Origin of the sequence: Caballeronia sp. AZ10_KS36 (assembly GCF_023631105.1) — a bacterium.
GTDB lineage: Bacteria > Pseudomonadota > Gammaproteobacteria > Burkholderiales > Burkholderiaceae > Caballeronia.
This window is the reverse complement of record NZ_JALQDQ010000016.1, coordinates 174,243-198,618: the sequence shown is the minus strand read 5'-3', so window position 1 is coordinate 198,618 and position 24,376 is coordinate 174,243. Positions and strand designations below refer to the sequence as shown.

The window sequence follows — 24,376 nt, the reverse complement described above, 5'->3', positions numbered from 1 at the left end:
GCATCAGACGTCGTGCGTGTCGTTCTGATCGCGCTCGTCGCTGGCGTCGCGGGCGAAGAACGCGCGCGGACTCTCGCCGAAGGCACGGCGAAACATCGCCGAAAATGCGCTCTGGCTCTGATACCCCAACTCACGCGCGACCTGTGAAAGCGGCCGGCCCTGGCTCAGCAAAGGAATGGCGCGTGCCAGCACCGCCTGCTGCCGCCACTGCGAAAAGCTGACGCCGAGTTCGCGTCTGAACAGGCGTGCGATGGTGCGCGTGCTCGCGCCGGCTTCCGACGACCAGCGTTCGAGATCGGAGTGCGAAGGGTCCGCGAGCACGGCGTCGCAGAGCGCCCGAAGGCGCTTCTCGTTCGGCATCGGCACGGAGAGCGGAAGCGGCTGCGAGCGGATGATCTCGTCCAGTGCGAGCGTGCCGAGCAGGCGCTCGCGCTCACGCGTGATGGACGCCTCATCCAGCGCCGCGATCACCTCGCGCAACAAGGGCGACACTTCCACCACGCGGCACGCGCCGAGCCCGGCCGGCACGACGCTCGCGTCGACGTACAGCGTGCGCAAAAACGCATCTTCCACGATCAGCACTTCGTGCGTGACGTTCGGCGGCACCCAGATGGCGCGAGAGGGCGGCACCATCCACGTCGAATCGGCGGTTGCCACGCGCAGCACGCCCCGCGACGTGTAGGCCACTTGCGCCCACGGATGCGTATGCAGCGCGATCCGCACGCCATAAGGCACCGGGCGCGAGCGCACGCGGATCGGATGGTCGAGCGTCGGCGAGTGCTCGACGGGAATGTCGAGGTGCTCGACCTGCTCGAAAGGCGGGCGTGGATCGGCGAACGTGGGCATGGCGGCTCGTCGGGCGGCCTGATTGGCCGGGATTCGCCGATCTTACAGTCCGTCCGCGCTTTTTTGGGCGGCGATAATGCGCGTCTCGGCGACTAGCGAGGGGAGCGGTTCCTTCGATGCAATATGTTTTCGTGTACGGCACGCTGCGCGCGGGCGAAATCAACGACATCAATCGCGCGGCTGAGCGCAGCGGAATTGCGGCGCCGCATTGGATAGGCACGGCGCATGTGCGTGGACGACTTTTCGATTTCGGCTCGTATCCCGGCCTCGTCCTTGACGAGGAGAGCGGCACACCGGTCAAAGGGGATATTTATCGCATCGACGATGCGCTCGTCGCCGTGCTGGACGAGATCGAGGAAGTGTATCCGGGCGTCGAGGGACTCTTTCGTGCGCACCGGCTGCATGTGGACGTCGAACTGGACGGCGAGGCTACGCATGTCGATTGCCTCGTCTATCCGGTAGCGGCGAGTGCGGTGCAGGGCTTGCCGCGCATCGAGGGCGGCGATTGGGTGGCGCATCGCGCAGCGCGCGGTTGAGCCCATGACGCATTTCGCCGTCATCGCGATCATGAACTGCGATGACGGCGCGGCGCGACCCGCCGAAAAGCAGGCCGGCGACCGAGTGCCTTACTCGGCCGAATGGTGCATCGACTTGCCGTGCGACTTCTTGTGATGCCCCGACTTGTGCGTCGAGCTCGATTGATCCATCTGCATGTTTTGCATGCTGGATTGCTGCGATTGCAGATTCTGAGCGCGCGATTCGATGTCCGCGATCCGTGCGGGATCGGTGCTCATCGTCACGCCTTGTTCGCTCTGCGCGTAGGCCGATGCGACCGCGCTCAGGGACAACAGAACAGCCAGGGACACTTTCTTCATTGTTACCTCCTAGTAGCAGTTGAACCCGGGAATCGCCTGTCCGATCCGGTTGGAAAGACAGATACATCAGAGCAAAATTCGCTCCACGCCTGGCGTTGGCGCGCATCCGTGACGGGATGCCTACGGGATCGAGCCCACGCCTGACTGCGTCCATCATAGGCCGAGATCAGGTCAGCGGTGTGTCGGACGACGATACCGGCCCGGCCATGCCAGCCGGAGCGGAATGATACCGGCGCGCACACTTACTTTCTAGTCCTGATTATTTTGATATACGCCGATTCGGTGCCTCAGTACAGATGCAGCCAGCGCCAGACGTGAAAACGCGCGAGTCCGACTAGTTCATGCAGCGCGAGTTCGCTGTTCTCCAGGCTTCTGTATCGCGGCAACACCGTCAGCCGATTCTCACGCACGTCCGAAACATAGGGCTGCGGCTCGTAGCCGAACGCTTTGAACGCCAGGACTGAACGTCGCATGTGATACGCGGATGTGATGACGATCAAGGCAGTGTCATGAGCGTTGCCTAAGATAGCGGCTACGTTCTGCGCGTTCTGGTACGTGTTAAGGCTTTTGTTCTCGCGCGTCAGGTCGGCCGGTGCGACGCCCTGCGCCACGACATACGGCGCGTAGTTGTCGGCTTCGGCCTGTCCGTGATGCTGGGGATCGCCGCCGCTCAAAATCACGCGGCATGAAGCGCCGGTGGCCCGGCATTGCCGATACACCCGCGCGGCCGCGGCGATGCGCGGCATCGAATCGCTTTTCGGGACCAGTTGGCCGTGACGCCGGTCCGTGCCCCCGCCCATCAGGACGATGGTGGTTCTCGGCGCGAACGAGGGCGGTAGGGTCTCTGCGTAGCCGTGCTGCGCGATCCGCAGGAGCGGCCTTGTCAGCCAACCGCTGCCGAGGCCCCAGGCCAGGAGAAGGGCGAGGATGACAATCGCCGCACGAAGGCGCTTGCAAAACGCAAACAGTGCAAAAAAAAGCAGCAATAAAGTAAATAGAACCAATTTAATTGGAGTAACGTATTGGTTTCAGGGCAATTTGCTCCGTCATCGCGTGGTCAGAGCGCATCGGCGGTTGTCGCAGGAAAGCGCGTGATCAGCGCGCTCTCAACGGGGGCTTTTAATAGAAAGCAGCACCTAGCGCAAGCGGCGGCCAAACATTCAGGCAGCGAACGCTTAAATCGTTCGCTCGCGTGAGATTCGGCGCGCCGCGTTTAGTCGACGTCGCGGACCGTCTTGCGACCGTCACGAGCGTCGTCATGGCTGCACAGGAAGAAAAAACGAGATGACCACGTATTCCAACGAAGCGGTACTCGAAGCACTTCGCCGGGCGCAGTATCGTCAAGTTCCGTGGGCGAAACGCCCCAAGGGTTTCGACCACCTTCGCGCCCTCGGGCTGCTCGAGCTCGCGCGGCAACGCACCGTCGCGCCGGCGCCGGGATTTCATGCGCCCGTGGACATCGCCGTCGTCACCGAGCGCGGGAAACAGGAATTCACGCGGCTCTCGCGCGATGAGCGTTCAATCGACTGGGATTTGCGGCGCACCGAACCGTACATTTTCGGTGGCCACGAAGCGGTGCTCGAAGTCAGATTTTGAGGCGACGCGCCTAGCGCGAGAGCGTGCGAAGTCCGGTCGAAAAAAAGCCCGTGTCCGAGGACACGGGCAGACCGGATTCCACTGTTGCCATGCTGTGCTCATGGCATTGGGTGTGACTGCGGCAGACTCGCCGGGTTCCGCGCGAATCGAGACTCGTCGCCCGAAGGTTCAGTGATGCGGCGAGCGCTCGTCGCGGTCGTTGTCCGGCCGAGCGCGTACGTTGCTCGCAATGTCCCCCCGTAAATCGCCGCGCGGCGCAGGCGGCGTGGCGGCGCGAGCGCGCGCGGCGTCAGGCGACGCGGGCGCCGCCGTTTTCGCCGAAAGGTGCAGATCGGATGCAGGCGGCTGCGCGTGAGCAACGAACGCCACGTCGGCGAGCCCCGCCAAGACGCCACGCACGAGCAGTGTCGAAACCTTCATGAGAGTGTCCTGAAGCCCTGATCGGACCTGTTGGGTCACTCGTCACGCTAAGCCTCGATTCGTCGCGGCGCTGTAAGCAATCGTAAAGAGTTGTATCGCGCAACAAACGGCGCGAGATCGGCAAAGCAACGCCCGAAAACGATCGAAGCCGGCAGAACCGGCTTCGACGTGTAGTGCAGAGCGCTTAGGCCATCTTGGCCGGCGCGCGCCACGATTCGGGATTGGTCCAGAACGCGCCGCGCAGACGATCGCGGCTCGGAGGAGCGGGCGGCTTCACCGCGCTCGAACCGATACGCCCGCGCAGCGACACCTCGCGGCCGTTGCTCGACAGACGCTTCACGATTTCGGCAAGCGTTCCGTCGGCTTGCCATTCGTCGAAGCGCCGGCGGCAGGTCGGAGGCGAGGGATAACGGCCCGGCAGCTTCGACCAGCCTTCGCCCGTCGACAACACCCACAACACGGCGTTGACAACCGATCGCGCTTCGACGCGCGGCCGGCCGCGCCGCTCGCTGCGCGCGGGCTCGGAACAGAACAACGCCTCAACCAGCGCCCACTCGTTATCTCTCAAATCGTCGAACAGCACCATATCTCACCTCAGCGAAGCTAACCCCGGTGCGCTGCCCCGCGCCGCGCACTCTGGTCGAATCCGATGAACGAATCCAGGGAAGGCCGAAGCGGCTGCGGCAAACCAGTTTCCGATACGTCCGCTGTGCTTCGACCTCTGTGCGCAATGAAATGCGAGAACCATGCCATGCACGTCGCGAAATCCGGGAAACCCGCATGGCAGTAGGCTGACGCGATGCCAGCATGGCCCGTATCAGACCCGAATCCGATTGATTAAGAAATCGGGACAATCACCAATCCTGTGCAGGAAGCCCTTCGGGCGTGCGTTTCGGGCGGTTTGCTGCACCGCAGCGAAACGGTCGCGAGCGACTATAATTCCGCATGAGACCATGCTTTTCATGAATCGCCGGAATGAACGCCTCCCTGAACGTCACGTTGCGCCAACTGCGCGTCTTTATCGAAGTGTCGCGGCTGCGTAGCTTCAGCCGCGCCGGCGCCGAGATCGGCCTCACGCAGTCAGCGGTGAGCCGCTCCGTGCGCGAGCTGGAAAGCGAAATCGGACTGAAGCTGATCGACCGGACGACGCGCGAAGTGCAGCTGACCGATGTCGGCGTGGATCTCGTCGGCACCGTGTCGCGCCTGCTCGCCGATCTGGACGAAGCCCTGCGTGAAGCGCGCGATCTGGGGCAGCAGCGTCGCGGCCGGGTGATCGTCGCGGCGAGCCCGACGATCGCGTGCCGCTTGATGCCGCGCGTGATCGCATCCTGCTCGCGGCAGTTTCCGCTCGTCACGCTCAGCCTGCGGGACGACGTTCAGTCGGACGTGCTGCGCAAGGTGAAGTCGGGCGAAGTGGATTTCGGCGTCGTGATCGGCCCATTCTCCGCCGACGATCTGCACGGCGAGGCCGTGATGACCGATTCGTTCTGCCTCGTCGCGCGGCGCGATCATCCTCTCGCGCACGAACGCGCCGCGCCCTGGGAGGCGCTCGCGGGCGAGCGGCTCGTCATGCTGGACTACGCATCGGGCAGCCGGCCGATCATCGATGCCGTCATGCAGCAGCATGGTGTCGAAGCGCAGGTGGTGCAGGAGCTCGGTCATTCGGCGACCGTGTTCGGGCTGGTGGAAGCGGGCGTCGGCGTGAGCGTGCTGCCGTGGCTCGCGCTGCCGTTGCCGGCGGATTCGTCGCTCGTCGCGCTGCCGCTGGAACCGCGCGCCGAACGCACGGTGGAACTGGTGCGGCGGCGCGATCGCTCGCTGTCGCCGGCGGCGCAGTCGGTGTGGTCGCTGATCGCGGGGCTACCGCGACGCGCCGAAGAACTCTGAAGGCCGCGCGCTTTTCAACGCCCTCGCGTTAGACTTCTTCCTTTTCGACGGAGCGGGCGATGAGTGAATCGGAAGGCGCGGTAATCGCTGAACTGAGCGGCTTGACGGCGCAGACGCACACGGGCGGCGCGCCGAACGCGCGCGACGCCGTGCGGGCGTTGCGTCCCTCGCAGATTCGCGAAGTCGCGAACGCCGGATTCGGCGTGCCGGACGTACTGCCGTTCTGGTTCGGCGAATCGGACCGGGTCACGCCCGAATTCATCCGCGATGCGGCGAGCCGCGCGCTCGCCGACGGCGCGACGTTCTACACGCACAATCTCGGCATCGCGCCGCTACGCGAGGCGCTCGGCCGCTACGTCAGCGCGCTGCACGGCGCGACGCCCGCCGATCACATCGCGGTGACGAGCGCGGGCGTGAACGCGCTGATGCTCGCCGCGCAACTCGTCGCGGGCGCGGGCGACCGGGTGGTCGCGGTGACGCCGCTCTGGCCGAATCTCGTCGAGATTCCGAAGATTCTCGGCGCGACGGTCGAAACGGTCTCGCTGACCTACGGCGAGCGGGGATGGACGCTCGACCTCGACCGGCTGCTCGCCGCGCTCACGCCGTCCACGCGCATGCTGATGATCAACTCGCCGAACAATCCAACCGGCTGGACGATGACGCGCGACGAGCAGCGCATCGTGCTCGACCATTGCCGACGCCACGGCATCTGGATCGTGGCGGACGAGGTCTACGAGCGCCTGTATTACGGTCCGGGCGCGAACGTCGCGCCGTCTTTCCTCGATCTCGCGGATCGCGACGAGCGCGTGATCGCGGTCAATTCGTTCTCGAAGGCGTGGCTCATGACCGGCTGGCGGCTCGGCTGGCTGGTCGCGCCCGCGCGCCTGATGGACGATCTCGGCAAGCTCGTCGAATACAACACGTCGTGCGCGCCGTCGTTCGTGCAGCAGGCGGGCATCGTCGCCGTGGAACAGGGCGAGTCGTTCGCGCAGTCGCTCGTCGCGGACCTGCGCGCGAGCCGCGATCATCTGGTGACCGCGCTGCAGAGTATTGAAGGCGTCGACGTGCGCGCCCCCGACGGCGCGATGTACCTGTTCTTCTCGTTGCCGGGTGCGGAGCGCAGCCTCGAACTGTGCAAGGCGCTGGTGAAAGAGGCGGGGCTGGGGCTCGCGCCGGGCAGCGCATTCGGCGCGGAAGGCGAAGGCTTCGTGCGCTGGTGCTACGCCTGCGACCCGGCGCGGCTCGACGTGGGCGTCGAACGCCTGCGGCGCTTCTTGTCGGACCGAGGCGCGAAGTAAAGGCTGAGTGAGTGCGAAGTGAGTCGAGCCGGGCGTAATCGATCACCTTTACGCCCCGGTTCTTTTTGCGTAATATGGCGCTCAGTCACGCGCTTTTGCCTAGGAAAGCGCCACCTCGTCCGGCTGGGATGGCCCGGCGATTCGCTCACCGATCGCCCATTGTCGCCTCTCCCCGGTGCGTGCTCCCAATCAATATGACCGATTACAATCGGGCGAGCGCGTCTTGAAACTCCGCGTCCAGCTTTATCGCGCGCACCGCTTCGGTGACGTTCGAACTCGCTCAGGCTCGTTTTGAACCGGATCATTGACCATTAAGGGTTGACCGAAGCTGCATGAATACCCAAGAGGCGAAAATCGTCCTCGAGACTGCTTTGATCTGCGCGCAGGAACCGCTGCGGGTGAGTGAATTGCGCAAGCTCTTCGCCGAGGACATTTCGGCCGATACGGTGCGCACGCTGCTCGAAGGACTACAGGCTGATTGGTCGGGGCGCGGCGTCGAGCTGGTGGCGCTTGCGTCGGGATGGCGCTTTCAGAGCAAGCCCGCCATGCGGACTTATCTCGACCGGCTCAATCCCGAGAAGCCACCGAAATATTCGCGGGCGGTGCTCGAAACGCTCGCCATTATTGCTTATCGGCAGCCGGTCACGCGCGGCGATATCGAAGAGATTCGCGGCGTGACGGTGAACACGCAGGTGGTGAAGCAACTGGAAGATCGCGGGTGGATCGAGGTCATCGGACATCGCGACGTGCCCGGCCGGCCCGCGCTGTACGCCACGACCAAGCAGTTCCTCGACGACCTCGGCCTGACCGCGCTCGACGAACTGCCGGCGCTGGACAATCCGTCGGCGCAGTTGGAGGCGTCGCTGCTCGCGCAGCATTCGATCGATTTTCCGGACGGCGCGGCGGCGCAGGCGTCTGCTGGCGAAAACGCGGTGGACGACACGACGGCTGTCGCGCATCCGGAGCGTGTGCCCCAGGCCGCGATGCCTGACGTCACCGACACGCCGGACGCTTCGCCGAACGAAGCATCCGAGGCCGGAACGCTTCGTGCGGGCGAAGAGACGGACGGGCCCGTGTTGACCGAGGTCCACCTGATGCCCGCGACCGATGCGTCCGATTCAGAAGAAGCGCCTGCGTTGGCCGACGCAGGCGACGCTGGCACACATCGAGAACACGATGCGACCGACGCCCGCCCATCGAGCGGCGTCGAGCGGAACGACGCCGACCTGAACGACGGCGACTCCGACGAAGAACCGAAGGCGCGCCGCGCCTGACGCAATTGCATGGCCCCTGACTCAACCGGCTCTCGATAAAACATCACGTCGAAGACGACGAGCCGGACCGGTCAGCGGAAATTTTTGACGCGCCCGCCAGGGTGCGCAATTCGACATTTGAGGTTGTTTTGACACACTCCCACGACAGCGATTCGCCCGAATCCGCGCGCCCCGTGCATGGCGCGGACGCCCATGAGTCGGCCGATGCCGGCGAACGCACGCGCACCGACGAAAGCGCAGAAGGCGACGATCGTCCGCGCCGCGGCCTGCGCCGCGGTCCGCGCAGTCTGATCGCACGCCGCCGGGCTGTCGCCAAAACGAAGGGCGCGGATGGCGCGCCGGACGCAGCGACGGAAGCGTCGCCGTCGGAGGGCGCCCCTGCCGAGCAGGCGCGTGCGCCGCGCAAGGAAGCGGGCGCGAAGGCGCCGCGAAAACCGGCGGTTAAGCGCGACTCTAAGCGAGACCCGAAGCGCGACACCGCGGAAGGCCAGCCGAACGCCGCGCGGCAAGGCGGCCGCAAGCGTGGGCGTCGCGACGACGGAGAAGTCGCCGTGGAAGCGTCGGGCGAAGTCCCAGCGGCCGCGCCGCGCGAGGGCGGGCAGCGCAAGAACCCGCCGCAGAAGCGCGAGCGGCAGCCGCGCAACGGCAAGCGCAACGATGCAGGCCCGGCGACGGTCGAGAGCGCGGCTGCCGCCGCCGTCGACGACGTCTTCGCGTACGTCACGTCCCCGGCATTCGACGCGGACAACGGCTCGGGGGGCGTGCGCGCGCCGATGCTGCGCCGTGGCCGCAACGCGCCCCAGCAAAAGCGCGTGCTGGAACCGGACGACGACGCCCCCAAGCTGCACAAGGTGCTGGCCGACGCCGGCATGGGCTCGCGGCGCGACATGGAGGAATTGATCATCGCGGGGCGCGTGTCGGTAAACGGCGAGCCGGCGCACATCGGGCAGCGCATCATGCCGACCGACCAGGTGCGCATCAACGGCAAGCCGCTCAAGCGCAAGCTCGCGAGCAAGCCGCCGCGCATCCTGCTGTATCACAAGCCGACGGGCGAGATCGTCAGTCACGCAGACCCTGAAGGCCGTCCGTCGGTGTTCGACAAGCTCCCGTCGATGAAGACGGCGAAGTGGCTCGCGGTCGGCCGGCTCGACTTCAACACGGAAGGGCTCCTGCTGCTCACGACGTCCGGCGATCTGGCGAACCGGTTCATGCACCCGCGCTATAGCGTCGAGCGTGAATATGCGGTGCGCGTCGTCGGTCAGTTGTCCGAGGCGATGAAGCAGAAGCTGCTCAAGGGCGTCGAGCTCGACGACGGCCCTGCCAACTTCCTGCGCATCCAGGACGGCGGCGGCGAAGGCACGAACCATTGGTATCACGTCGCGCTGGCCGAGGGCCGCAATCGCGAAGTGCGCCGCATGTTCGAGGCGGCGGGGCTCATGGTCAGCCGCCTGATCCGCACGCGCCACGGTCCGATCGCGTTGCCGCGCGGCCTGAAGCGCGGTCGCTGGGAAGAGCTGGAAGACAACCAGGTGCGCAGCCTGATGGCGGCAGTCGGCCTCAAGGCGCCGACGGCCGAGAAGGGCGGACGCAGCGCCGCGCCGCGCGTTCAGCCCGATCCGATGCAAACGTCGATGGGCTTCATCACGCGCGAGCCGGTCTTGAGCTCGCACTTGCGCGCGGCGCAGACGCCGGCGCGCGGCGGCCGCCGCGGCGGCGCGGGCGGGCTTCCCGGCGCGTTCGGCGCGAGCGGGCTGGGCAGCATGGGCGGCTTCGGCGGCAACACGGGCAATACCGGCAACGCCGGCGGCCCGGGTCGACGAGGTGGCCGCGAGCCGAACGGCAACCGCATCGGCAACGAGCCGAACGGCAATCGTGCGAACGGCGGCCGCTCGGGGCAGCGCAATGCGCGCGGACAGGGTCCGCAAGGCATGAGCGGGCCGGCCAAGCGTCCGGCGGGCGGCAATGGCCCGCGCGGCAATCGTCAGGGCGGCGGGCAGCAAGGCGCGGGACAAGGCGCGGGGCAAGGCAAGCCCGGCGCCGGACGCGGCCCACGCAACCGCACGCGCGGACGTTGAACGCGCGTTGACGAGCCGTTTCGGTCGGCCGCGGGTGCGCCTGCGGCCGAACCGCCGAATCGCCTCGCCGAGCCATCGGCATAAAGCAAAAAAGCATGCGAACTGGCACGAAACGGGCCCGATCGCGCGCTTTACGTTTGCGTTTATCCCGAAAAATGGCTAAAATCACAAAGTCGCTGGGCACATAGTTTTTTGCGCTGCCCGGGTGCGACCTCGGTTGAAAAAGATGGGCGTTGCGCCCATTTTTTTTTGGCTTTTTGGTTCGGCATCTCGGGAGCAGGGGTGCGCCCAGTCAAGGCGCTCGCCCGCAGGTGTTTCGCGGCGCGGGCGCGAAACACCTTGGAGTTACTGTGCAACTGACGGAACTGATTGAAACCACGGTCTCGAGCCTGGGCTACGAGCTTGTCGATCTCGAACGTTCGGGAGGCGGCATGCTGCGTATTTATATCGACCAGCCGGCCGGTATCGCCATCGAAGACTGCGAGAAAGTCACGCGTCAGCTTCAGTATGTGCTCGAAGTCGAAAACGTCGATTACGACCGCCTCGAAGTCTCGTCGCCGGGGCTCGACCGCCCGCTCAAGAAGCTGGCCGACTTCGAGCGCTTCGCCGGCAACGAAGCCGTCATCACATTGAAAAAGCCGCTGGACGGGCGCAAGTCGTTCCGCGGCGTTCTGCACGCCCCCGAGGGCGACAAGATCGGTTTGGAATTCGAAGGGAAGGACGGCGCCGCGATGCTCGATTTCACGCTCGCGGACCTCGATAAAGCACGTCTCGTCCCCAAAGTTGACTTTAGGAGCCGCAAACAATGAGTCGCGAAGTTTTGATGCTGGCGGATGCGCTGGCGCGCGAAAAGAACGTCAACAAGGACGTGGTGTACGCAGCTCTGGAGGCTGCGCTTGCTTCGGCAACGAAGAAGCTGTTCGAGGAAGATGTCGATATCCGCGTCGCGATCGACCGTGAAAGCGGCGAGCACGAGACGTTCCGCCGCTGGCGCGTAGTGCCGGACGAGGCCGGCCTTCAGGAGCCCGACCAGGAAATTCTGCTGTTCGAAGCGAAGGAGCAAAAGCCCGACGCGCAAGTGGACGACTACATCGAGGAGCCGATTCCGTCGATCGAATTCGGCCGCATCGGCGCGCAGGCCGCCAAGCAGGTCATTCTGCAGAAGGTGCGCGACGCCGAGCGCGAGCAGATCCTGAACGACTTTCTCGAGCGCGGCGAAAAGATCATGACCGGCTCGGTCAAGCGTCTGGACAAGGGCAATTTCATCGTCGAATCCGGTCGCGTGGAAGCGCTGCTGCGCCGCGACCAGCTGATTCCGAAGGAAAACCTGCGCGTGGGCGACCGCGTGCGCGCGTACATCGCGAAGGTGGACCGCACGGCGCGCGGTCCGCAGATCGAACTGTCGCGCACCGCGCCCGAGTTCCTGATGAAGCTGTTCGAACTCGAAGTGCCGGAAATCGAGCAAGGGCTGCTGGAAATCAAGGCGGCCGCGCGCGATCCCGGCGTGCGTGCGAAAATCGGGGTGATCGCCTACGACAAGCGCATCGATCCGATCGGAACGTGCGTAGGCATCCGCGGTTCGCGTGTGCAGGCCGTGCGCAACGAGCTCGGTGGCGAGAACGTCGACATCGTGCTATGGTCGGAAGACCCCGCGCAGTTCGTGATCGGCGCCCTCGCGCCGGCAGCCGTTCAGTCGATCGTCGTCGATGAAGAAAAGCATTCGATGGACGTCGTCGTGGACGAGAGCGAGCTCGCGGTCGCCATCGGCCGCAGCGGCCAGAACGTTCGACTCGCCAGCGAGCTCACCGGCTGGCAGATCAATATCATGACGCCGGACGAATCGGCGCTGAAGCAGAACGAAGAGCGCGGCAAGTTGCGCAATCTGTTCATGGCGCGTCTGGATGTGGACGAGGAAGTCGCCGACATCCTGATCGACGAAGGCTTCACGAGCCTGGAAGAAATCGCCTATGTGCCGCTCAACGAGATGCTCGAAATCGAAGCGTTCGACGAAGACACCGTGCACGAGCTGCGCAACCGGTCGCGTGACGCGCTGCTCACGATGGCGATTGCCAACGAGGAGAAGGTCGAAGGCGTGGCGCTCGATCTGAAGAGCCTCGAAGGCATGGACAACGAGCTTCTCGCGAAGCTCGCGGAGCATCAGATTCAGACCCGCGACGACCTCGCGGAGCTGGCAGTAGATGAACTGGTCGAGATGACCGGGATGGAAGAGGATAACGCTCGCGCGTTGATCATGAAAGCACGTGAACACTGGTTCCAGTGAGAAATGACCATGGCGCACTGAAATATCGCGGCCAGTTCGGCCGCATGACCCGATCTAACCGCAAGGACTGATCCTTGCATCAAGAGGAATGAATGGCGAGTAACAACGTAGCCCAATTTGCCGCGGAACTCAAAATGCCTGCGGGCGTGCTGCTCGAGCAGTTGCAGGCGGCTGGCGTCCAGAAAGCGAGCGCGAACGACGACCTGTCCGAAACGGACAAGGCGCGTCTGCTCGATCATTTGCGCAAGTCGCACGGGTCCGCCGATGCCGACAAGCGCAAGATCACTCTGACCCGCCGGCATACGTCGGAAATCAAGCAATCCGACGCAACGGGTAAGGCTCGCACCATTCAGGTCGAGGTGCGCAAGAAGCGTGTGTTCGTGAAGCGCGACGAGGCCGGCATCGAGCAGCCGGCAGAGACGCCGAATCATGTCGAAGACGAAGTCGACGAGGCCGAACTCCAGCGCCGCGAGGAAGAAGCGCGCCGCGCCGCGGAGCAACTCGAGCGCGAAGAGCGCGAGTTGAAGGAGCGTCAGGCGCGTCTCGAACAGGAAGAAGCGGAGCGTCGCGCCCGCGAGGAAGCGGCTGAAGCCGAGCGTCGCCGCCAGGAAGCGGAAGCCGAGCGCCGCGCGCAGGCCGCCGCGCAGGCCGCGGAAATTTCGCGCGCCGCACAGGCAGCGCGTCAGGAAGCCCGCGCGCCGGTCGCGGCCGAGGTGAAGGCCGAGGCCAAGCCGCCGAAGCAGGACGATACGGCCCAGCGCGAAGCCGCCGAAAAGGCAGCCGAAGAAAAGGCGGCGAGCGAACGCGCCGCCCAGCGCGAAGCCGCGAAGAAGGCGGAAGACGCCGCGCGCGAAGCTGCCGAGAAGGCGCGTCTCGAACAGGAAGCCATCGCGAAGCGCCGTGCAGCGGCGGAAGCCGAAGCGCGCGCCATTCGCGAGATGATGAACACGCCGCGCAAGGCGCAAGTCAAGGCGCCGGAACCGGCGCCTGCGGCGAAGCCCGCCGAAGCGGCCAAGGCTGCCGAAGCGAAGGGCACGCTGCACAAGCCGGCGAAACCCGAAGGCGCGCAAGCCGCGCGTCCGGCCGCCGCGAAGAAGCCGGCGCCCGGCGCGGCAGCGCCCGCCACGACGGCGCCGACCGGCGACAAGAAGAAAGCCGGCGGCAAGGGCGGCTGGCAGCAGGACGACGCATCGAAGCGCCGCAGCATCAAGACGCGCGGCGACACGAGCGGCGGCGTCGATCGCGGCTGGCGCGGCGGTCCGAAGGGCCGCGGCAAGCATCAGGAACAGACGTCGTTCCAGGCGCCGACCGAGCCGATCGTCCGTGAAGTGCACGTGCCGGAAACCATCTCGGTGGCCGACCTCGCGCACAAGATGTCGGTGAAGGCTTCGGAAGTCATCAAGGTGATGATGAAGCTCGGCCAGATGGTCACGATCAACCAGGTGCTGGACCAGGAAACGGCGATGATCGTCGTCGAGGAACTGGGCCACCGCGCGGTCGCGGCGAAGCTGGACGATCCCGAGGCGCTCCTCATCGAAGGCGAAGCCGCCGAGGAAACGGCAGAGCGTCTGCCGCGTCCGCCGGTCGTTACCGTCATGGGTCACGTCGACCACGGCAAGACCTCGCTCTTGGACTACATCCGTCGCGCGAAAGTGGCGGCGGGCGAAGCGGGCGGCATCACGCAGCATATCGGCGCGTATCACGTCGAGACGCCGCGCGGCGTCATCACCTTCCTGGATACGCCGGGTCACGAGGCCTTCACGGCCATGCGTGCGCGCGGCGCGAAGGCAACGGACATCGTCATTCTGGTGGTGGCGGCCGATGACGGCGTGATGCCGCAGACGAAGGAAGCGATCGCCCACGCGAAGGCGGGCGGCGTGCCTATCGTCGTAGCGATCAACAAGATCGACAAGCCGGAGGCGAACCCGGACCGCGTGAAGCAGGAGCTGGTCGCGGAAGGCGTGGTGCCGGAAGAGTACGGCGGCGATTCGCCGTTCATCGAAGTGTCGGCGAAGACCGGCAAGGGCATCGACGATCTGCTGGAAAACGTGTCGCTGCAGGCCGAAGTGCTGGAATTGACCGCTCCGGTCGACGCCGGCGCGAAGGGTCTCGTGATCGAAGCGAAGCTCGACAAGGGCAAGGGCCCGGTCGCGACCATTCTGGTGCAATCGGGCACGCTGAACCGCGGCGACGTGGTTCTCGCGGGCAGCGCCTACGGCCGCGTGCGCGCCATGCTGGACGAAACCGGCAAGCCGACGAAGTCCGCAGGTCCGTCGATTCCGGTAGAGATTCAAGGTCTGTCGGAAGTGCCGGCGGCGGGCGAAGAAGTCATCGTGTTGCCGGACGAGCGCAAGGCGCGCGAAATCGCGCTGTTCCGTCAAGGCAAGTTCCGCGACGTCAAGCTCGCCAAGCAGCAGGCCGCGAAGCTCGAGAACATGCTGGAGCAGATGGGCGAAGGCGAAGTGCAGAACCTGCCGCTCATCGTGAAGGCGGACGTGCAGGGTTCGCAGGAAGCGCTCGTGCAATCGCTGCAGAAGCTCTCGACCGGCGAAGTGCGCGTGCAGATCGTGCACAGCGCGGTCGGCGCGATCAGCGAGTCGGACGTCAACCTGGCGACGGCGTCGAAGGCGGTCATCATCGGCTTCAACACGCGTGCGGATGCGCAAGCCCGCAAGCTGGCCGAATCGAACGGCATCGACATTCGCTACTACAACATCATCTACGACGCAGTGGATGAAGTGAAGGCGGCGATGTCCGGCATGCTCGCGCCGGAGAAGCGCGAGACGGTGACGGGCACGGTCGAGGTGCGTCAGGTCATTCGCGTGCCGAAGGTCGGTCTGATCGCGGGTTGTATGGTCACGGACGGTTTCGTGAAGCGCACGTCGTCGGTTCGCGTGATCCGCAACAACGTCGTGATCCACACCGGCGAGCTGGATTCGCTGAAGCGCTTCAAGGACGACGTCAAGGAAGTGCGTCAGGGCTTCGAGTGCGGTATCTCGATCAAGAACTTCAACGACATCGTCGAAGGCGATCAGCTGGAAGTCTTCGAAGTGACGGAAGTGGCTCGCACGCTGTAATGCATTAGTACGCCGAGCTCGAGGCGGAGCGGGCCTGACGGCTCGCTCCGCCTTTTTCTTTGGCGCGGCGATAGAGAAGGGAAGGAACCAAGATCATGGCTAAAAGACGTACGTCCACGAATCGCAACGTGCAGATTGCGGACCAGATTCAGCGCGATCTCTCGGAACTGATGCGCGAAGTGAAGGACCCGCGTATCGGCCTCGTGACGATGCAGAGCGTCGAACTGACGCCCGACTACGCGCACGCGAAGGTCTACTTCACGACGCTCACGGGCGATCCCAAGCAGACCGAAGAGGCGCTCAACCACGCAGCCGGTCATCTGCATAACCTGCTGTTCAAGCGCCTGCACATCCATACGGTGCCGACGCTGCATTTCCACTACGACAAGACGATCGAGAAGGCCGTCGAGATGTCGCGCCTGATCGACGAAGCAAATGCGACGCGCGCCAAAGACGACGAAGAAGGTGCGTGAGTGAAAGGCGGTCCGAAGATCCCGCGCCGCGCGCTCGACGGCGTGTTGCTGCTGGACAAGCCGCTCGGTTTGTCGAGCAACGACGCGCTGATCAAGGCCAAGCGCCTTTATCTGGCGAAGAAGGCGGGTCACACGGGCACGCTCGATCCGCTTGCCACGGGCCTTTTGCCGCTGTGCTTCGGCGAGGCGACGAAGTTCTCGCAAGACTTGCTCGAAGCGGACAAGACGTACGAAGCGACGATGCGCCTCGGCATTCGCACGACGACGGGCGATGCCGAAGGCGAGGCCGTAGAAACGCGCGACGTCCTGTGCGACGAAGCGGCCGTCGAAACGGCGATGCAGCGGTTTCTCGGCGAGATCGTTCAGGTGCCGCCGATGTACTCGGCGCTCAAGCGCGACGGCAAACCGCTCTACGAATACGCCCGCGCTGGGCAGACGGTCGAGCGCGAAGGCCGTCACGTGACGATTCACGCGTTGAAAATGATTGCCTGCGCGCTGCCGCTCGTGACGTTTCGCGTGACCTGCAGCAAGGGCACGTACGTGCGGACGCTGGCGGAAGATATCGGCGAGGCGTTGGGCTGCGGCGCGCATCTTACGGCGCTGCGTCGCACCGGAGTCGGCGCGTTGACGCTGGAAGGCGCGGTCACGCTGGATGCGTTGGCCGCTGCGGCCGAGCCGGAGCGCGACGCCTGGCTGCGCCCGGTCGATGCGCTGTTGTCGACGTTCCCGGCCGTCCATCTGCACGACGATGCGACGCGGCGCTTCAGGCACGGTCAGCGGCTGCGGCTGGACGAACTGGGCGAACCGGCATCCGTTTGGCAGGCTGAAGACACGCGAGTGCGCGTCTATGACGATGCGGGAAAGCTGCTCGGCGTCGCGCGAGCAGCGGAGGGCGTGCTGGCCCCTGAGCGGTTGGTGATGAGCGGTCTTGACTGACCGCGCAAGTGCATCCACAAACAAAAAGGAGAGGCCAGCGCCTCTCCTTTTTCATTTCCGCCGATGCATCCAGTTCAATGCGCCGCCGATGCCGCCGCTGCCGAATCGCCGCCGCCCGAGCGCTCGGGACGCGTGATCCAGATCAGCGCGATCAGCGCCACGAAGATGCCCGCCGAGATATAGAACATGTCGTTCACGCCGAGCTGCGCGGCCTGCTGCGTCGCCATGCTGTTGAAGAGCCCGTAAGTCTGCTCCTTCGACATGCCGAGCGCGCTCATCTGCTGCATCGAATTGGCGAAGGTCGGGTTGTACGCGTTCGCCTGTTCGACGAGTTGCGCGTGATGCACGATCGACCGATGCTCCCACGCCGTCGAGAAGATCGACGTGCCGATGCCGCCGCACATGATCCGCACGAAGTTCGACAAGCCGGAAGCCGCCGGAATGCGATGCCCGGGCAAGCCCGACAGCGTGATCGACACGAGCGGAATGAAGAAGCCCGCCATGCCGATGCCCTGAATGAGCGTCGGCAGCGTCAGCGTCCACGTATCGACGCCGGTCGTGTAGCGCGAACGCATCCAGAAGCACAGCGCGAACACGAGGAACGCGGCCGTCGCGATGCGCCGCGGGTCCGTGCGCGGCAGGAACTTGCCCGTGATCGGCGATAGCAGAATGGCGAACACGCCGACCGGCGCCATCACGAGCCCGGCGTTCGTCGCGGTGTAGCCGATGTCCGTTTGCAGCCACAGCGGCAGCAGCACGAGATTGCCGAAGTACAGCCCGTAGCCGATCGACAACGCAATGGTGCCGCCCGTGAAGTTGCGCAGTTGGAAGAGCGACAGGTCGACGACCGGATGCTCCGCCGTCAACTCCCACACGATGAAGAACGCGAACGAAATGACCGCGATCAGCGCCAGCACGACGATGGTGGTCGAGTTGAACCAGTCGAGGTCCTTGCCCTTGTCGAGCATGATCTGCAACGAGCCGACCCAGATCACGAGCAGGCCGAGGCCGACCGTGTCGATGGGCGCCTTGCGAATCGCGGAATCGCGGTCGCGGAAGATGGCGAACGTGGCGAGCGCGGCCGCGATGCCGACCGGGATGTTCACGTAGAAGATCCACGGCCACGAGATGTTGTCCGAGATCCACCCGCCGAGCACCGGCCCCGCGACCGGCGCGATGAGCGTGGTCATCGACCACATCGAGAGCGCCATCGGCGCTTTCTCGCGCGGATAGCTCGCAAGCAGCAGCGTCTGCGACAGCGGGATCATCGGCCCGGCGACCGCGCCTTGAAGCACGCGCGCGGCCAAGAGGAACGGTAGCGTCGGCGCGAGACCGCACAACCACGACGCGAGCACGAACAGGATGATCGAGCCGAGGAACAGGCGCACTTGTCCGAACCGCTGCGTGAGCCAGCCGGTGAGCGGCACCGAGATCGCGTTGGCGACCGCGAACGACGTGATCACCCACGTGCCCTGATCCGACGAGACGCCGAGATCGCCCGAAATCGACGGAATCGAGACGTTCGCGATCGACGTGTCGAGCACGTTCATGAACACCGCGAGCGACACGGCGATCGTCCCGATGACGAGCTTGCCGCCCGAAAGCGGCGGATGGACGACGTTAGCTTGAGACATGTGTTGGTTCCGCGAAGCGGCCGCTTACATCAGCTTGGCGGCCGACGCGGACTTCGTCGCGTTGCCGCGCGAAGCCGCGGGCGAGCCCGTGCCTTGCGTACCCGCGCCGCTGCCGGCGTTCTGCTGGATGATGCGCGCGATTTCCGCGTCCGCCTGAGCGCCGTACTTGTCGAACACGTTCGTCTGATAGACGGTGTTCGGCACGTTGCCCAGCTGGCCGCCTTGCTCGTCCTTGATGGTGACGTCGACGTTCATCGACAGGCCGATACGCAGCGGATGCTGTTCCAGTTCCTTCGGGTCGAGCTCGATACGCACCGGCAGGCGCTGCACGACCTTGATCCAGTTGCCGGTCGCGTTCTGCGCGGGCAGCAGCGAGAACGCCGAACCCGTGCCGGCCGAGAAACCGATCACCTTGCCGTGGAACACGACGCCTGAGCCATAAAGGTCGGCTGTGAGTTCGACCGGCTGGCCGATGCGCATGTGCTTCAGCTGCACTTCCTTGAAGTTCGCGTCGACCCACACGCCGTTGAGCGGCACGATCGCCATCAGCGGATTGCCCGGCGCGACGCGCTGGCCGACCTGCACCGAACGCTTCGCGACATAGCCCGTGACCGGCGCGGGCAGCGTGTTGCGCGCGTAGTTGATGTACGAGTCGCGCACCTTCGCGGCGGCCGCCAGAACGTTCGGATGGTCTGCGATAGTCGTGTTCGCCGTCAGCGACCGGTTCGAGGCCAGTTCCTGCTGCGCAGCGTCGAGCGCGGCCTGCGCGCTGCGCACGGCGTCGCGTGCGTGCGAGATTTCTTCCTGCGACACCGCGCCCGTTTGCGCCACCGTCAGGCGGCGGCGCAGGTCGTCCTGCGCACGCGACAAGTCCGACTTGCGCAGCGCGACTTGCGCTTCGTACTGGTTGTTATTGACGAAGAACGTGCGAACCTGCCGCACCGTCTGCGCGAGATTCGCTTCCGCCTGATCGAGCGCGACTTTCGAATCCGCCGGATCGAGCGCGACGAGCGGATCGCCGACCTTCACGGTCTGCGTGTCGTCGGCGTTCACGGACACTACGGTGCCCACCACTTGCGGCGTGATCTGCACGACGTTGCCGTTGACGTACGCGTCGTCCGTCGACTCGTGGAAGCGGGCGACGAGGAAGTAGTACAGGCCGTATGCGATGGCGGCGATGAGAATGACGAGGACGATCAGCGTCATCAGCATGCGGCGCTTGCCACTGCTCTGCTTCGGCGCAGGCGCGTTGGCCGCGGTTTGTTGAGGGTCGCTCATGAAGGGCTCCGAAAAATCCGTGTTGGTCTTGATGCGTGTTCTTTTGAGTCGCTCAGTTCGACGGCGTGGCTTGAACTGCGGCCTGCCGTTGCCCGCTGCCGTCGATGGCGAGATTCGTGCTCGTGGCGTCGAAACCGCCGCCGAGCGAACGAATCAGCGCGATTTGCAGATCCGAGCGCTTCAGGCGCAAGTTCGTCACCGTCTGCTCGTTCGCGAGGCGGTTTTCGTCCGCCGTGAGCACTTGCAGTTGCGGCGAGAGGCCGGCCTTGTAGCGGATCACCGCCAGCTGATAGGCGCTCGTCGCTGCGGCGAGCGCGCGTTGCGCGTCGGCCATCTGCCTGTCGAGCGAGCGGATCGCGGCGATGTTGGTCGCCACGTCGTTCAGCGCGTTCACGAGCGTCTGATTGTAGTTGGCGACGACGTTGTCGAAATCGGCGTAACGGCCTTTCAACTGCGCGCGCAACGCGCCCGCGTCGAAGATCGGCAGGTGAATGGCCGGTCCCGCCTGAATCTGCCGGCTGCTCGCCATCAGGAAGCGGCTCCAGCCGAACGCGTCGAAACCGAAGCTCGCCGCGAGATTGATGTCGGGGAAGAACTCGGCCTTCGCTTCCGCGATGTCATGCGTGGCCGCTTCGACCTGCCAGCGCGCCGCGACGATGTCCGGGCGGCGCGAGATGAGGTCGGCCGGCACGTTGTCCGGCAGCGTCACGTTGACGTTCGGATCAATCACCGGATTGGCGATCTGCAAGCCGCGGTCCGGACCTTTGCCAAGCAGCGCGGCCAACTGATACCGCACCGACTGGATCTGCCCGTCGAGTTCGCTCAGGTTCGTCTGGCTCGTCGCGACATTGCCTTCGGCGGTGCGGCGTTCGACGTTCGTATCCAGGCCTGCGCTCACGCGTCCGCTCGTGATCCGGCCGACGTCCTCGCGATTGGCGATCTCTCGCTGCGTGACGTCGCGCAGCGCGTAGAGCAGGGCGAGCTGGTTATACGTGCGCGCCACGGACGCGGCGAGCGTCACGCGCGCCTGTTGCATGTCGGCCTCGGCGGCCTTCTGCTGCGACACGGCCATGTTCAGGCGCGAGCGGTTCTTTCCCCACAGGTCCAGGTCCCACGACGCGCTGGCAAGCACGTTGTTCTCGCTGAACCACGTGCCGCCGTAGGGCGGCGGAAACAGGGCGTTGCCCGAATAGAGCTCGCGCGTCCATGAATACTGCGCGTTCACGTGCGGATAGAGCGTCGAGCGCGAGCTTTCGATATACGACGATGCCTTCGCGATGCGCGCCTGCGCCTGCGCGATGCTCGGATTGTCCGCGACGGCTTCGTCGATCAGTTGCGGCAGTTGCGGGTCGCCGAACTGCTTCGCCCAGTCGAGGCTCGGCCACTGGCCGCCTTGCCCCGGCACGCTCTCAGTCGACTGCAAGGCGTCGGGCGTGGTGATCTGCTTGTCGCTCGAGATGCCCGCGTAATTCGCGCAGCCGGCGACCGCAAGCGCGGCCACGGCGGCCGCGACGGCGCTTTTCGCGCCGCGCAGCGCGCTTTTCGGCCTGCACGCGGACAAGGAAAGGTGTTTCATCGCTCGTCTCTTGAGATGAGTGTTAAAGATGGACGTTGCAACCAATTCTTGGATGGTCAAGCTGGATTCCCCGGTCCATTTGCTTGTCAGCGCAATGGCATACCAGGCTTATCATTGCCGCCTGCGGGACACGCGGCAGGATCGCACGTGTTGGCGAGAATGCGGCGAAGCATGCTCTTCAGGAAGCCGACTTCCTCGGGCGTGAAGCCCGCGAGCAACGCGTCCAGCACGCGCGTGAAGATGGCCGGCACCTTCTCGGCCATCGCGCGGCCGTCGGCCGTCAGCGCGAGACGCACGACGCGCCGGTCTTCCTCGCTGCGTACGCGCGAAAGCAGGCCGCGCTTTTCCAGCCGGTCGATCAGGCGCGTGACCGCGCTCGCGTCGATGCCGTATTCCCGCGCAATATCCGCCGCCGTCAGGCACTTGCCCACCGCCAGCATGAACACGATGCTCGCCTGCGTGCTCGTGATGCCGAGTTCGGACGTGGTGTGCTGCGTCACCATGTTCGACAGCGTCGAGCGCACGCGGCTCAGCAAATAGCCGACGCTTTCGCTCAACACGTAGTTGTCGATCGCCGTGGGTTTCGGAGCGTCGCTCATGGAAAATTTTGTGCGAGTGCAATAGTTGACTAGGCAGGATTATAGGGGCGTCGATCCGCCGCTGCAACGGTCTTTTCTGAGAATGCTTAACAATCGGCGGCGCAAGGCAGCGCCGTATGGATGCACTTCGATGCTGAAACGTGAGCGTGCTATAATTTACGGTTCTCACCGCGCCGGGCCCGAAGAGTCATTCCGAGCAGTCATCAAGCAGTCACGCCAAGCAAAAGCTCGATGTGACTCTGTGACGCTTATCCGAGGGTCTGCCGAGCCATCAGCCATTGAGCGTTTTGCTTGGCGGCCCCGCTCCGACGGCGCACAACCAAGATACCTCTTATGACTCGCGCCCTCCGCAATATCGCCATCATTGCCCACGTCGACCACGGCAAGACCACGCTCGTCGACCAGTTGCTCCGTCAGTCGGGCACGTTCCGGGAAAATCAACAAGTCGCCGAGCGCGTCATGGACTCGAACGACATCGAAAAGGAACGCGGCATCACGATTCTCGCGAAGAACTGCGCGGTCGAATACGAAGGCACGCACATCAATATCGTCGACACGCCGGGACACGCCGACTTCGGCGGCGAAGTGGAGCGCGTGCTGTCGATGGTCGATTCCGTGCTGCTGCTCGTCGATGCCGTCGAAGGCCCGATGCCGCAAACGCGCTTCGTCACGAAGAAGGCGCTGGCGCTCGGTCTCAAGCCGATCGTCGTGATCAACAAGGTGGACCGTCCGGGCGCGCGTATCGACTGGGTGATCAACCAGACTTTCGATCTGTTCGACAAGCTCGGCGCCACGGAAGAACAGCTCGACTTCCCGGTCGTCTACGCGTCCGGCCTGAACGGCTACGCGAGCCTCGATCCGGACACGCGCGAAGGCACCATGCGTCCGCTGTTCGAAGCGATCCTCGAACACGTGCCGGTGCGCCCGGCCGATCCGGACGGCCCGCTGCAACTCCAGATCACTTCGCTCGACTACAACACGTATGTCGGCCGTATCGGCGTGGGCCGCATCGCACGCGGGCGCATTCGCCCCGGCATGCAGGTCGCGGTGCGCTCGGGTCCCGACGGCGCGATCCTGAATCGCAAGATCAATCAGGTGCTGTCGTTCCACGGCTTGGAGCGCGTGCAAGTCGAGGAAGCGCAGGCAGGCGATATCGTGCTGATCAACGGCATCGAGGAAATCGGCATCGGCGTGACGATCTGCTCGCCCGAGAATCCCGAGGCGTTGCCGATGATCACCGTCGACGAACCCACGCTCACGATGAACTTCCTCGTGAACTCGTCGCCGCTCGCGGGCAAGGAAGGCAAGTTCGTGACGAGCCGCCAGATTCGCGACCGTCTCACGAAGGAACTGAACCACAACGTCGCGCTGCGCGTGAAAGACACCGGCGACGAAACGACGTTCGAAGTCTCGGGCCGCGGCGAACTGCATCTGACGATTCTCGTCGAGAACATGCGCCGCGAAGGCTACGAGCTTGCCGTGTCGCGTCCGCGCGTCGTGCTGCAGGAAATCGACGGCGTGAAGTGCGAGCCGTATGAAAACCTGACGGTCGATATCGAAGACCAGCATCAGGGTGGCGTGATGGAAGAGCTCGGCCGCCGCAAGGGCGAAATGCTCGACATGACGTCCGACGGCCGCGGCCGCACGCGCCTCGAATACAAGATTTCGGCGCGCGGGCTGATCGGTTTCCAGAGCGAGTTCCTGACGCTCACGCGCGGCACGGGCCTGATGAGCCATACGTTCGATTCGTATGCGCCCGTCAAGGAAGGCTCGGTCGGCGAGCGCCGCAACGGCGTGCTGATCTCGCAGGACGACGGCGCGGCTGTCGCCTACGCGCTGTGGAAGCTGCAGGATCGCGGCCGCATGTTCGTGTCGCCGGGCGATGCGCTCTATGAAGGCATGATCATCGGCATTCACAGCCGCGACAACGACCTCGTCGTCAATCCGATCAAGGGCAAGCAACTGACCAACGTGCGCGCGTCGGGCACCGACGAAGCCGTGCGCCTCGTGCCGCCGATCCAGCTTTCGCTGGAGTACGCGGTCGAATTCATCGACGACGACGAACTCGTCGAAGTGACGCCGCAGTCGATTCGTCTGCGCAAGCGTCACCTGAAGGAACACGAGCGCCGTCGCGCGAGCCGCGAATCGGCGGAGTAAATCGCCTGCTACATTGCAGTCCAAAAGCCGCCTTCGGGCGGCTTTTTGCATTCGATGCTTGGCCGCATGCATTAAAGAATCGTCAATCGAAGCC

At 64.8% G+C, this 24,376-nt stretch carries 21 protein-coding genes; 12 read left to right on the top strand and 9 right to left on the bottom strand.

Annotated features, from left to right (window positions below; genetic code table 11):
• Positions 1-3: 3 nt before the first annotated feature.
• Positions 4-846, bottom strand: coding sequence for an AraC family transcriptional regulator (locus NCR35_RS09655; RefSeq protein ID WP_250534194.1), 843 nt, complete (start codon positions 844-846; stop codon positions 4-6).
• Between the two features lie 116 nt (positions 847-962).
• Here NCR35_RS09655 and NCR35_RS09650 point away from each other — a divergent pair, with 116 nt between their 5' ends.
• Positions 963-1,382 carry a gamma-glutamylcyclotransferase family protein gene (locus tag NCR35_RS09650; RefSeq protein ID WP_250534193.1) on the top strand — a complete coding sequence of 140 codons (420 nt, stop codon included), beginning with the start codon at positions 963-965 and terminating at the stop codon, positions 1,380-1,382.
• Positions 1,383-1,472: 90 nt separating this feature from the next.
• Here NCR35_RS09650 and NCR35_RS09645 read toward each other — a convergent pair whose 3' ends face one another.
• Together NCR35_RS09645 and NCR35_RS09640 are read right to left on the bottom strand one after the other, a co-directional pair.
• Positions 1,473-1,721: a hypothetical protein gene (locus NCR35_RS09645; RefSeq protein WP_244846628.1), complete on the bottom strand. Its 249-nt coding sequence runs from the start codon at positions 1,719-1,721 to the stop codon at positions 1,473-1,475.
• Between the two features lie 287 nt (positions 1,722-2,008).
• A complete protein-coding gene (locus NCR35_RS09640; protein WP_250534192.1) occupies positions 2,009-2,521 on the bottom strand; it encodes a YdcF family protein in 513 nt (170 codons plus the stop codon).
• Between the two features lie 484 nt (positions 2,522-3,005).
• Between NCR35_RS09640 and NCR35_RS09635 the strand changes: the two genes are divergently transcribed.
• Positions 3,006-3,317, top strand: a complete 312-nt coding sequence (locus NCR35_RS09635) for a hypothetical protein (protein ID WP_244846623.1) — start codon at positions 3,006-3,008, stop codon at positions 3,315-3,317.
• A 168-nt stretch (positions 3,318-3,485) separates the two neighbouring features.
• Here the strand turns inward: NCR35_RS09635 and NCR35_RS09630 are convergent, their stop codons facing one another.
• Positions 3,486-3,737, bottom strand: coding sequence for a hypothetical protein (locus tag NCR35_RS09630; RefSeq protein ID WP_244846621.1), 252 nt, complete (start codon positions 3,735-3,737; stop codon positions 3,486-3,488).
• Positions 3,738-3,921: 184 nt separating this feature from the next.
• The gene (locus tag NCR35_RS09625; RefSeq protein WP_035969202.1) at positions 3,922-4,323 is read right to left on the bottom strand and encodes a transposase; all 402 of its coding nucleotides are present in this window, start codon (positions 4,321-4,323) and stop codon (positions 3,922-3,924) included.
• Positions 4,324-4,724: 401 nt separating this feature from the next.
• Between NCR35_RS09625 and NCR35_RS09620 the strand changes: the two genes are divergently transcribed.
• The 9 genes from NCR35_RS09620 to truB all read left to right on the top strand — a co-directional run bounded on the left by NCR35_RS09620 (position 4,725) and on the right by truB (position 17,038).
• On the top strand, positions 4,725-5,624 hold the full coding sequence (locus tag NCR35_RS09620) for a LysR family transcriptional regulator (RefSeq protein ID WP_250534213.1): 900 nt from the start codon (positions 4,725-4,727) through the stop codon (positions 5,622-5,624).
• A gap of 59 nt (positions 5,625-5,683) precedes the next feature.
• On the top strand, positions 5,684-6,922 hold the full coding sequence (locus NCR35_RS09615) for a pyridoxal phosphate-dependent aminotransferase (protein WP_250534191.1): 1,239 nt from the start codon (positions 5,684-5,686) through the stop codon (positions 6,920-6,922).
• 332 nt (positions 6,923-7,254) lie between these two features.
• Positions 7,255-8,196 (top strand): SMC-Scp complex subunit ScpB, encoded by a 942-nt coding sequence (gene scpB / locus NCR35_RS09610; protein ID WP_250534190.1) that lies wholly within the window; start codon positions 7,255-7,257, stop codon positions 8,194-8,196.
• A 128-nt stretch (positions 8,197-8,324) separates the two neighbouring features.
• Positions 8,325-10,271, top strand: coding sequence for a 23S rRNA pseudouridine(2605) synthase RluB (gene rluB, locus NCR35_RS09605; RefSeq protein WP_250534189.1), 1,947 nt, complete (start codon positions 8,325-8,327; stop codon positions 10,269-10,271).
• A 350-nt stretch (positions 10,272-10,621) separates the two neighbouring features.
• On the top strand, positions 10,622-11,080 hold the full coding sequence (gene rimP / locus NCR35_RS09600) for a ribosome maturation factor RimP (RefSeq protein ID WP_175940666.1): 459 nt from the start codon (positions 10,622-10,624) through the stop codon (positions 11,078-11,080).
• The gene (nusA, locus tag NCR35_RS09595) at positions 11,077-12,552 is read left to right on the top strand and encodes a transcription termination factor NusA (protein WP_175940503.1); all 1,476 of its coding nucleotides are present in this window, start codon (positions 11,077-11,079) and stop codon (positions 12,550-12,552) included. Before rimP ends, nusA begins: the two co-directional genes overlap by 4 nt.
• A gap of 92 nt (positions 12,553-12,644) precedes the next feature.
• Positions 12,645-15,629 (top strand): translation initiation factor IF-2, encoded by a 2,985-nt coding sequence (infB, locus tag NCR35_RS09590; protein ID WP_250534188.1) that lies wholly within the window; start codon positions 12,645-12,647, stop codon positions 15,627-15,629.
• A gap of 95 nt (positions 15,630-15,724) precedes the next feature.
• Positions 15,725-16,102, top strand: a complete 378-nt coding sequence (gene rbfA, locus NCR35_RS09585) for a 30S ribosome-binding factor RbfA (protein WP_175940501.1) — start codon at positions 15,725-15,727, stop codon at positions 16,100-16,102.
• Entirely contained in the window at positions 16,103-17,038 is a 936-nt protein-coding gene (gene truB / locus NCR35_RS09580) for a tRNA pseudouridine(55) synthase TruB (RefSeq protein ID WP_250534187.1), read from the top strand. It begins immediately after the preceding gene.
• Between the two features lie 74 nt (positions 17,039-17,112).
• On the opposite strand, the gene NCR35_RS09575 is transcribed toward truB, so the two are convergent.
• From NCR35_RS09575 to NCR35_RS09560, 4 genes are all read right to left on the bottom strand, one after another.
• Positions 17,113-18,672 carry a DHA2 family efflux MFS transporter permease subunit gene (locus tag NCR35_RS09575; RefSeq protein ID WP_250534186.1) on the bottom strand — a complete coding sequence of 520 codons (1,560 nt, stop codon included), beginning with the start codon at positions 18,670-18,672 and terminating at the stop codon, positions 17,113-17,115.
• Positions 18,673-18,696: 24 nt separating this feature from the next.
• Positions 18,697-19,950: an HlyD family secretion protein gene (locus tag NCR35_RS09570; RefSeq protein WP_250534185.1), complete on the bottom strand. Its 1,254-nt coding sequence runs from the start codon at positions 19,948-19,950 to the stop codon at positions 18,697-18,699.
• Between the two features lie 52 nt (positions 19,951-20,002).
• Positions 20,003-21,526, bottom strand: coding sequence for an efflux transporter outer membrane subunit (locus tag NCR35_RS09565; RefSeq protein WP_250534184.1), 1,524 nt, complete (start codon positions 21,524-21,526; stop codon positions 20,003-20,005).
• Between the two features lie 86 nt (positions 21,527-21,612).
• On the bottom strand, positions 21,613-22,125 hold the full coding sequence (locus tag NCR35_RS09560; protein WP_250534183.1) for a MarR family winged helix-turn-helix transcriptional regulator: 513 nt from the start codon (positions 22,123-22,125) through the stop codon (positions 21,613-21,615).
• A 333-nt stretch (positions 22,126-22,458) separates the two neighbouring features.
• On the opposite strand from NCR35_RS09560, the gene typA reads away from it, so the two are divergent.
• Positions 22,459-24,282, top strand: coding sequence for a translational GTPase TypA (gene typA / locus NCR35_RS09555; RefSeq protein ID WP_175940495.1), 1,824 nt, complete (start codon positions 22,459-22,461; stop codon positions 24,280-24,282).
• Positions 24,283-24,376: the final 94 nt, after the last annotated feature.

Coding starts and splice junctions, on each gene's coding strand:
- NCR35_RS09645 (WP_244846628.1), bottom strand. CDS start 1,721: ATGAAGAAAGTGTCCCTGGCTGTTCTGTTGTCCCTGAGCGCGGTCGCA.
- NCR35_RS09630 (WP_244846621.1), bottom strand. CDS start 3,737: ATGAAGGTTTCGACACTGCTCGTGCGTGGCGTCTTGGCGGGGCTCGCC.
- NCR35_RS09565 (WP_250534184.1), bottom strand. CDS start 21,526: ATGAAACACCTTTCCTTGTCCGCGTGCAGGCCGAAAAGCGCGCTGCGC.
- rbfA (WP_175940501.1), top strand. CDS start 15,725: ATGGCTAAAAGACGTACGTCCACGAATCGCAACGTGCAGATTGCGGAC.
- NCR35_RS09640 (WP_250534192.1), bottom strand. CDS start 2,521: ATGGGCGGGGGCACGGACCGGCGTCACGGCCAACTGGTCCCGAAAAGC.
- NCR35_RS09570 (WP_250534185.1), bottom strand. CDS start 19,950: ATGAGCGACCCTCAACAAACCGCGGCCAACGCGCCTGCGCCGAAGCAG.
- NCR35_RS09575 (WP_250534186.1), bottom strand. CDS start 18,672: ATGTCTCAAGCTAACGTCGTCCATCCGCCGCTTTCGGGCGGCAAGCTC.
- scpB (WP_250534190.1), top strand. CDS start 7,255: ATGAATACCCAAGAGGCGAAAATCGTCCTCGAGACTGCTTTGATCTGC.
- NCR35_RS09560 (WP_250534183.1), bottom strand. CDS start 22,125: ATGAGCGACGCTCCGAAACCCACGGCGATCGACAACTACGTGTTGAGC.
- NCR35_RS09655 (WP_250534194.1), bottom strand. CDS start 846: ATGCCCACGTTCGCCGATCCACGCCCGCCTTTCGAGCAGGTCGAGCAC.
- NCR35_RS09625 (WP_035969202.1), bottom strand. CDS start 4,323: ATGGTGCTGTTCGACGATTTGAGAGATAACGAGTGGGCGCTGGTTGAG.
- NCR35_RS09650 (WP_250534193.1), top strand. CDS start 963: ATGCAATATGTTTTCGTGTACGGCACGCTGCGCGCGGGCGAAATCAAC.
- NCR35_RS09615 (WP_250534191.1), top strand. CDS start 5,684: ATGAGTGAATCGGAAGGCGCGGTAATCGCTGAACTGAGCGGCTTGACG.
- NCR35_RS09635 (WP_244846623.1), top strand. CDS start 3,006: ATGACCACGTATTCCAACGAAGCGGTACTCGAAGCACTTCGCCGGGCG.
- nusA (WP_175940503.1), top strand. CDS start 11,077: ATGAGTCGCGAAGTTTTGATGCTGGCGGATGCGCTGGCGCGCGAAAAG.
- typA (WP_175940495.1), top strand. CDS start 22,459: ATGACTCGCGCCCTCCGCAATATCGCCATCATTGCCCACGTCGACCAC.
- infB (WP_250534188.1), top strand. CDS start 12,645: ATGGCGAGTAACAACGTAGCCCAATTTGCCGCGGAACTCAAAATGCCT.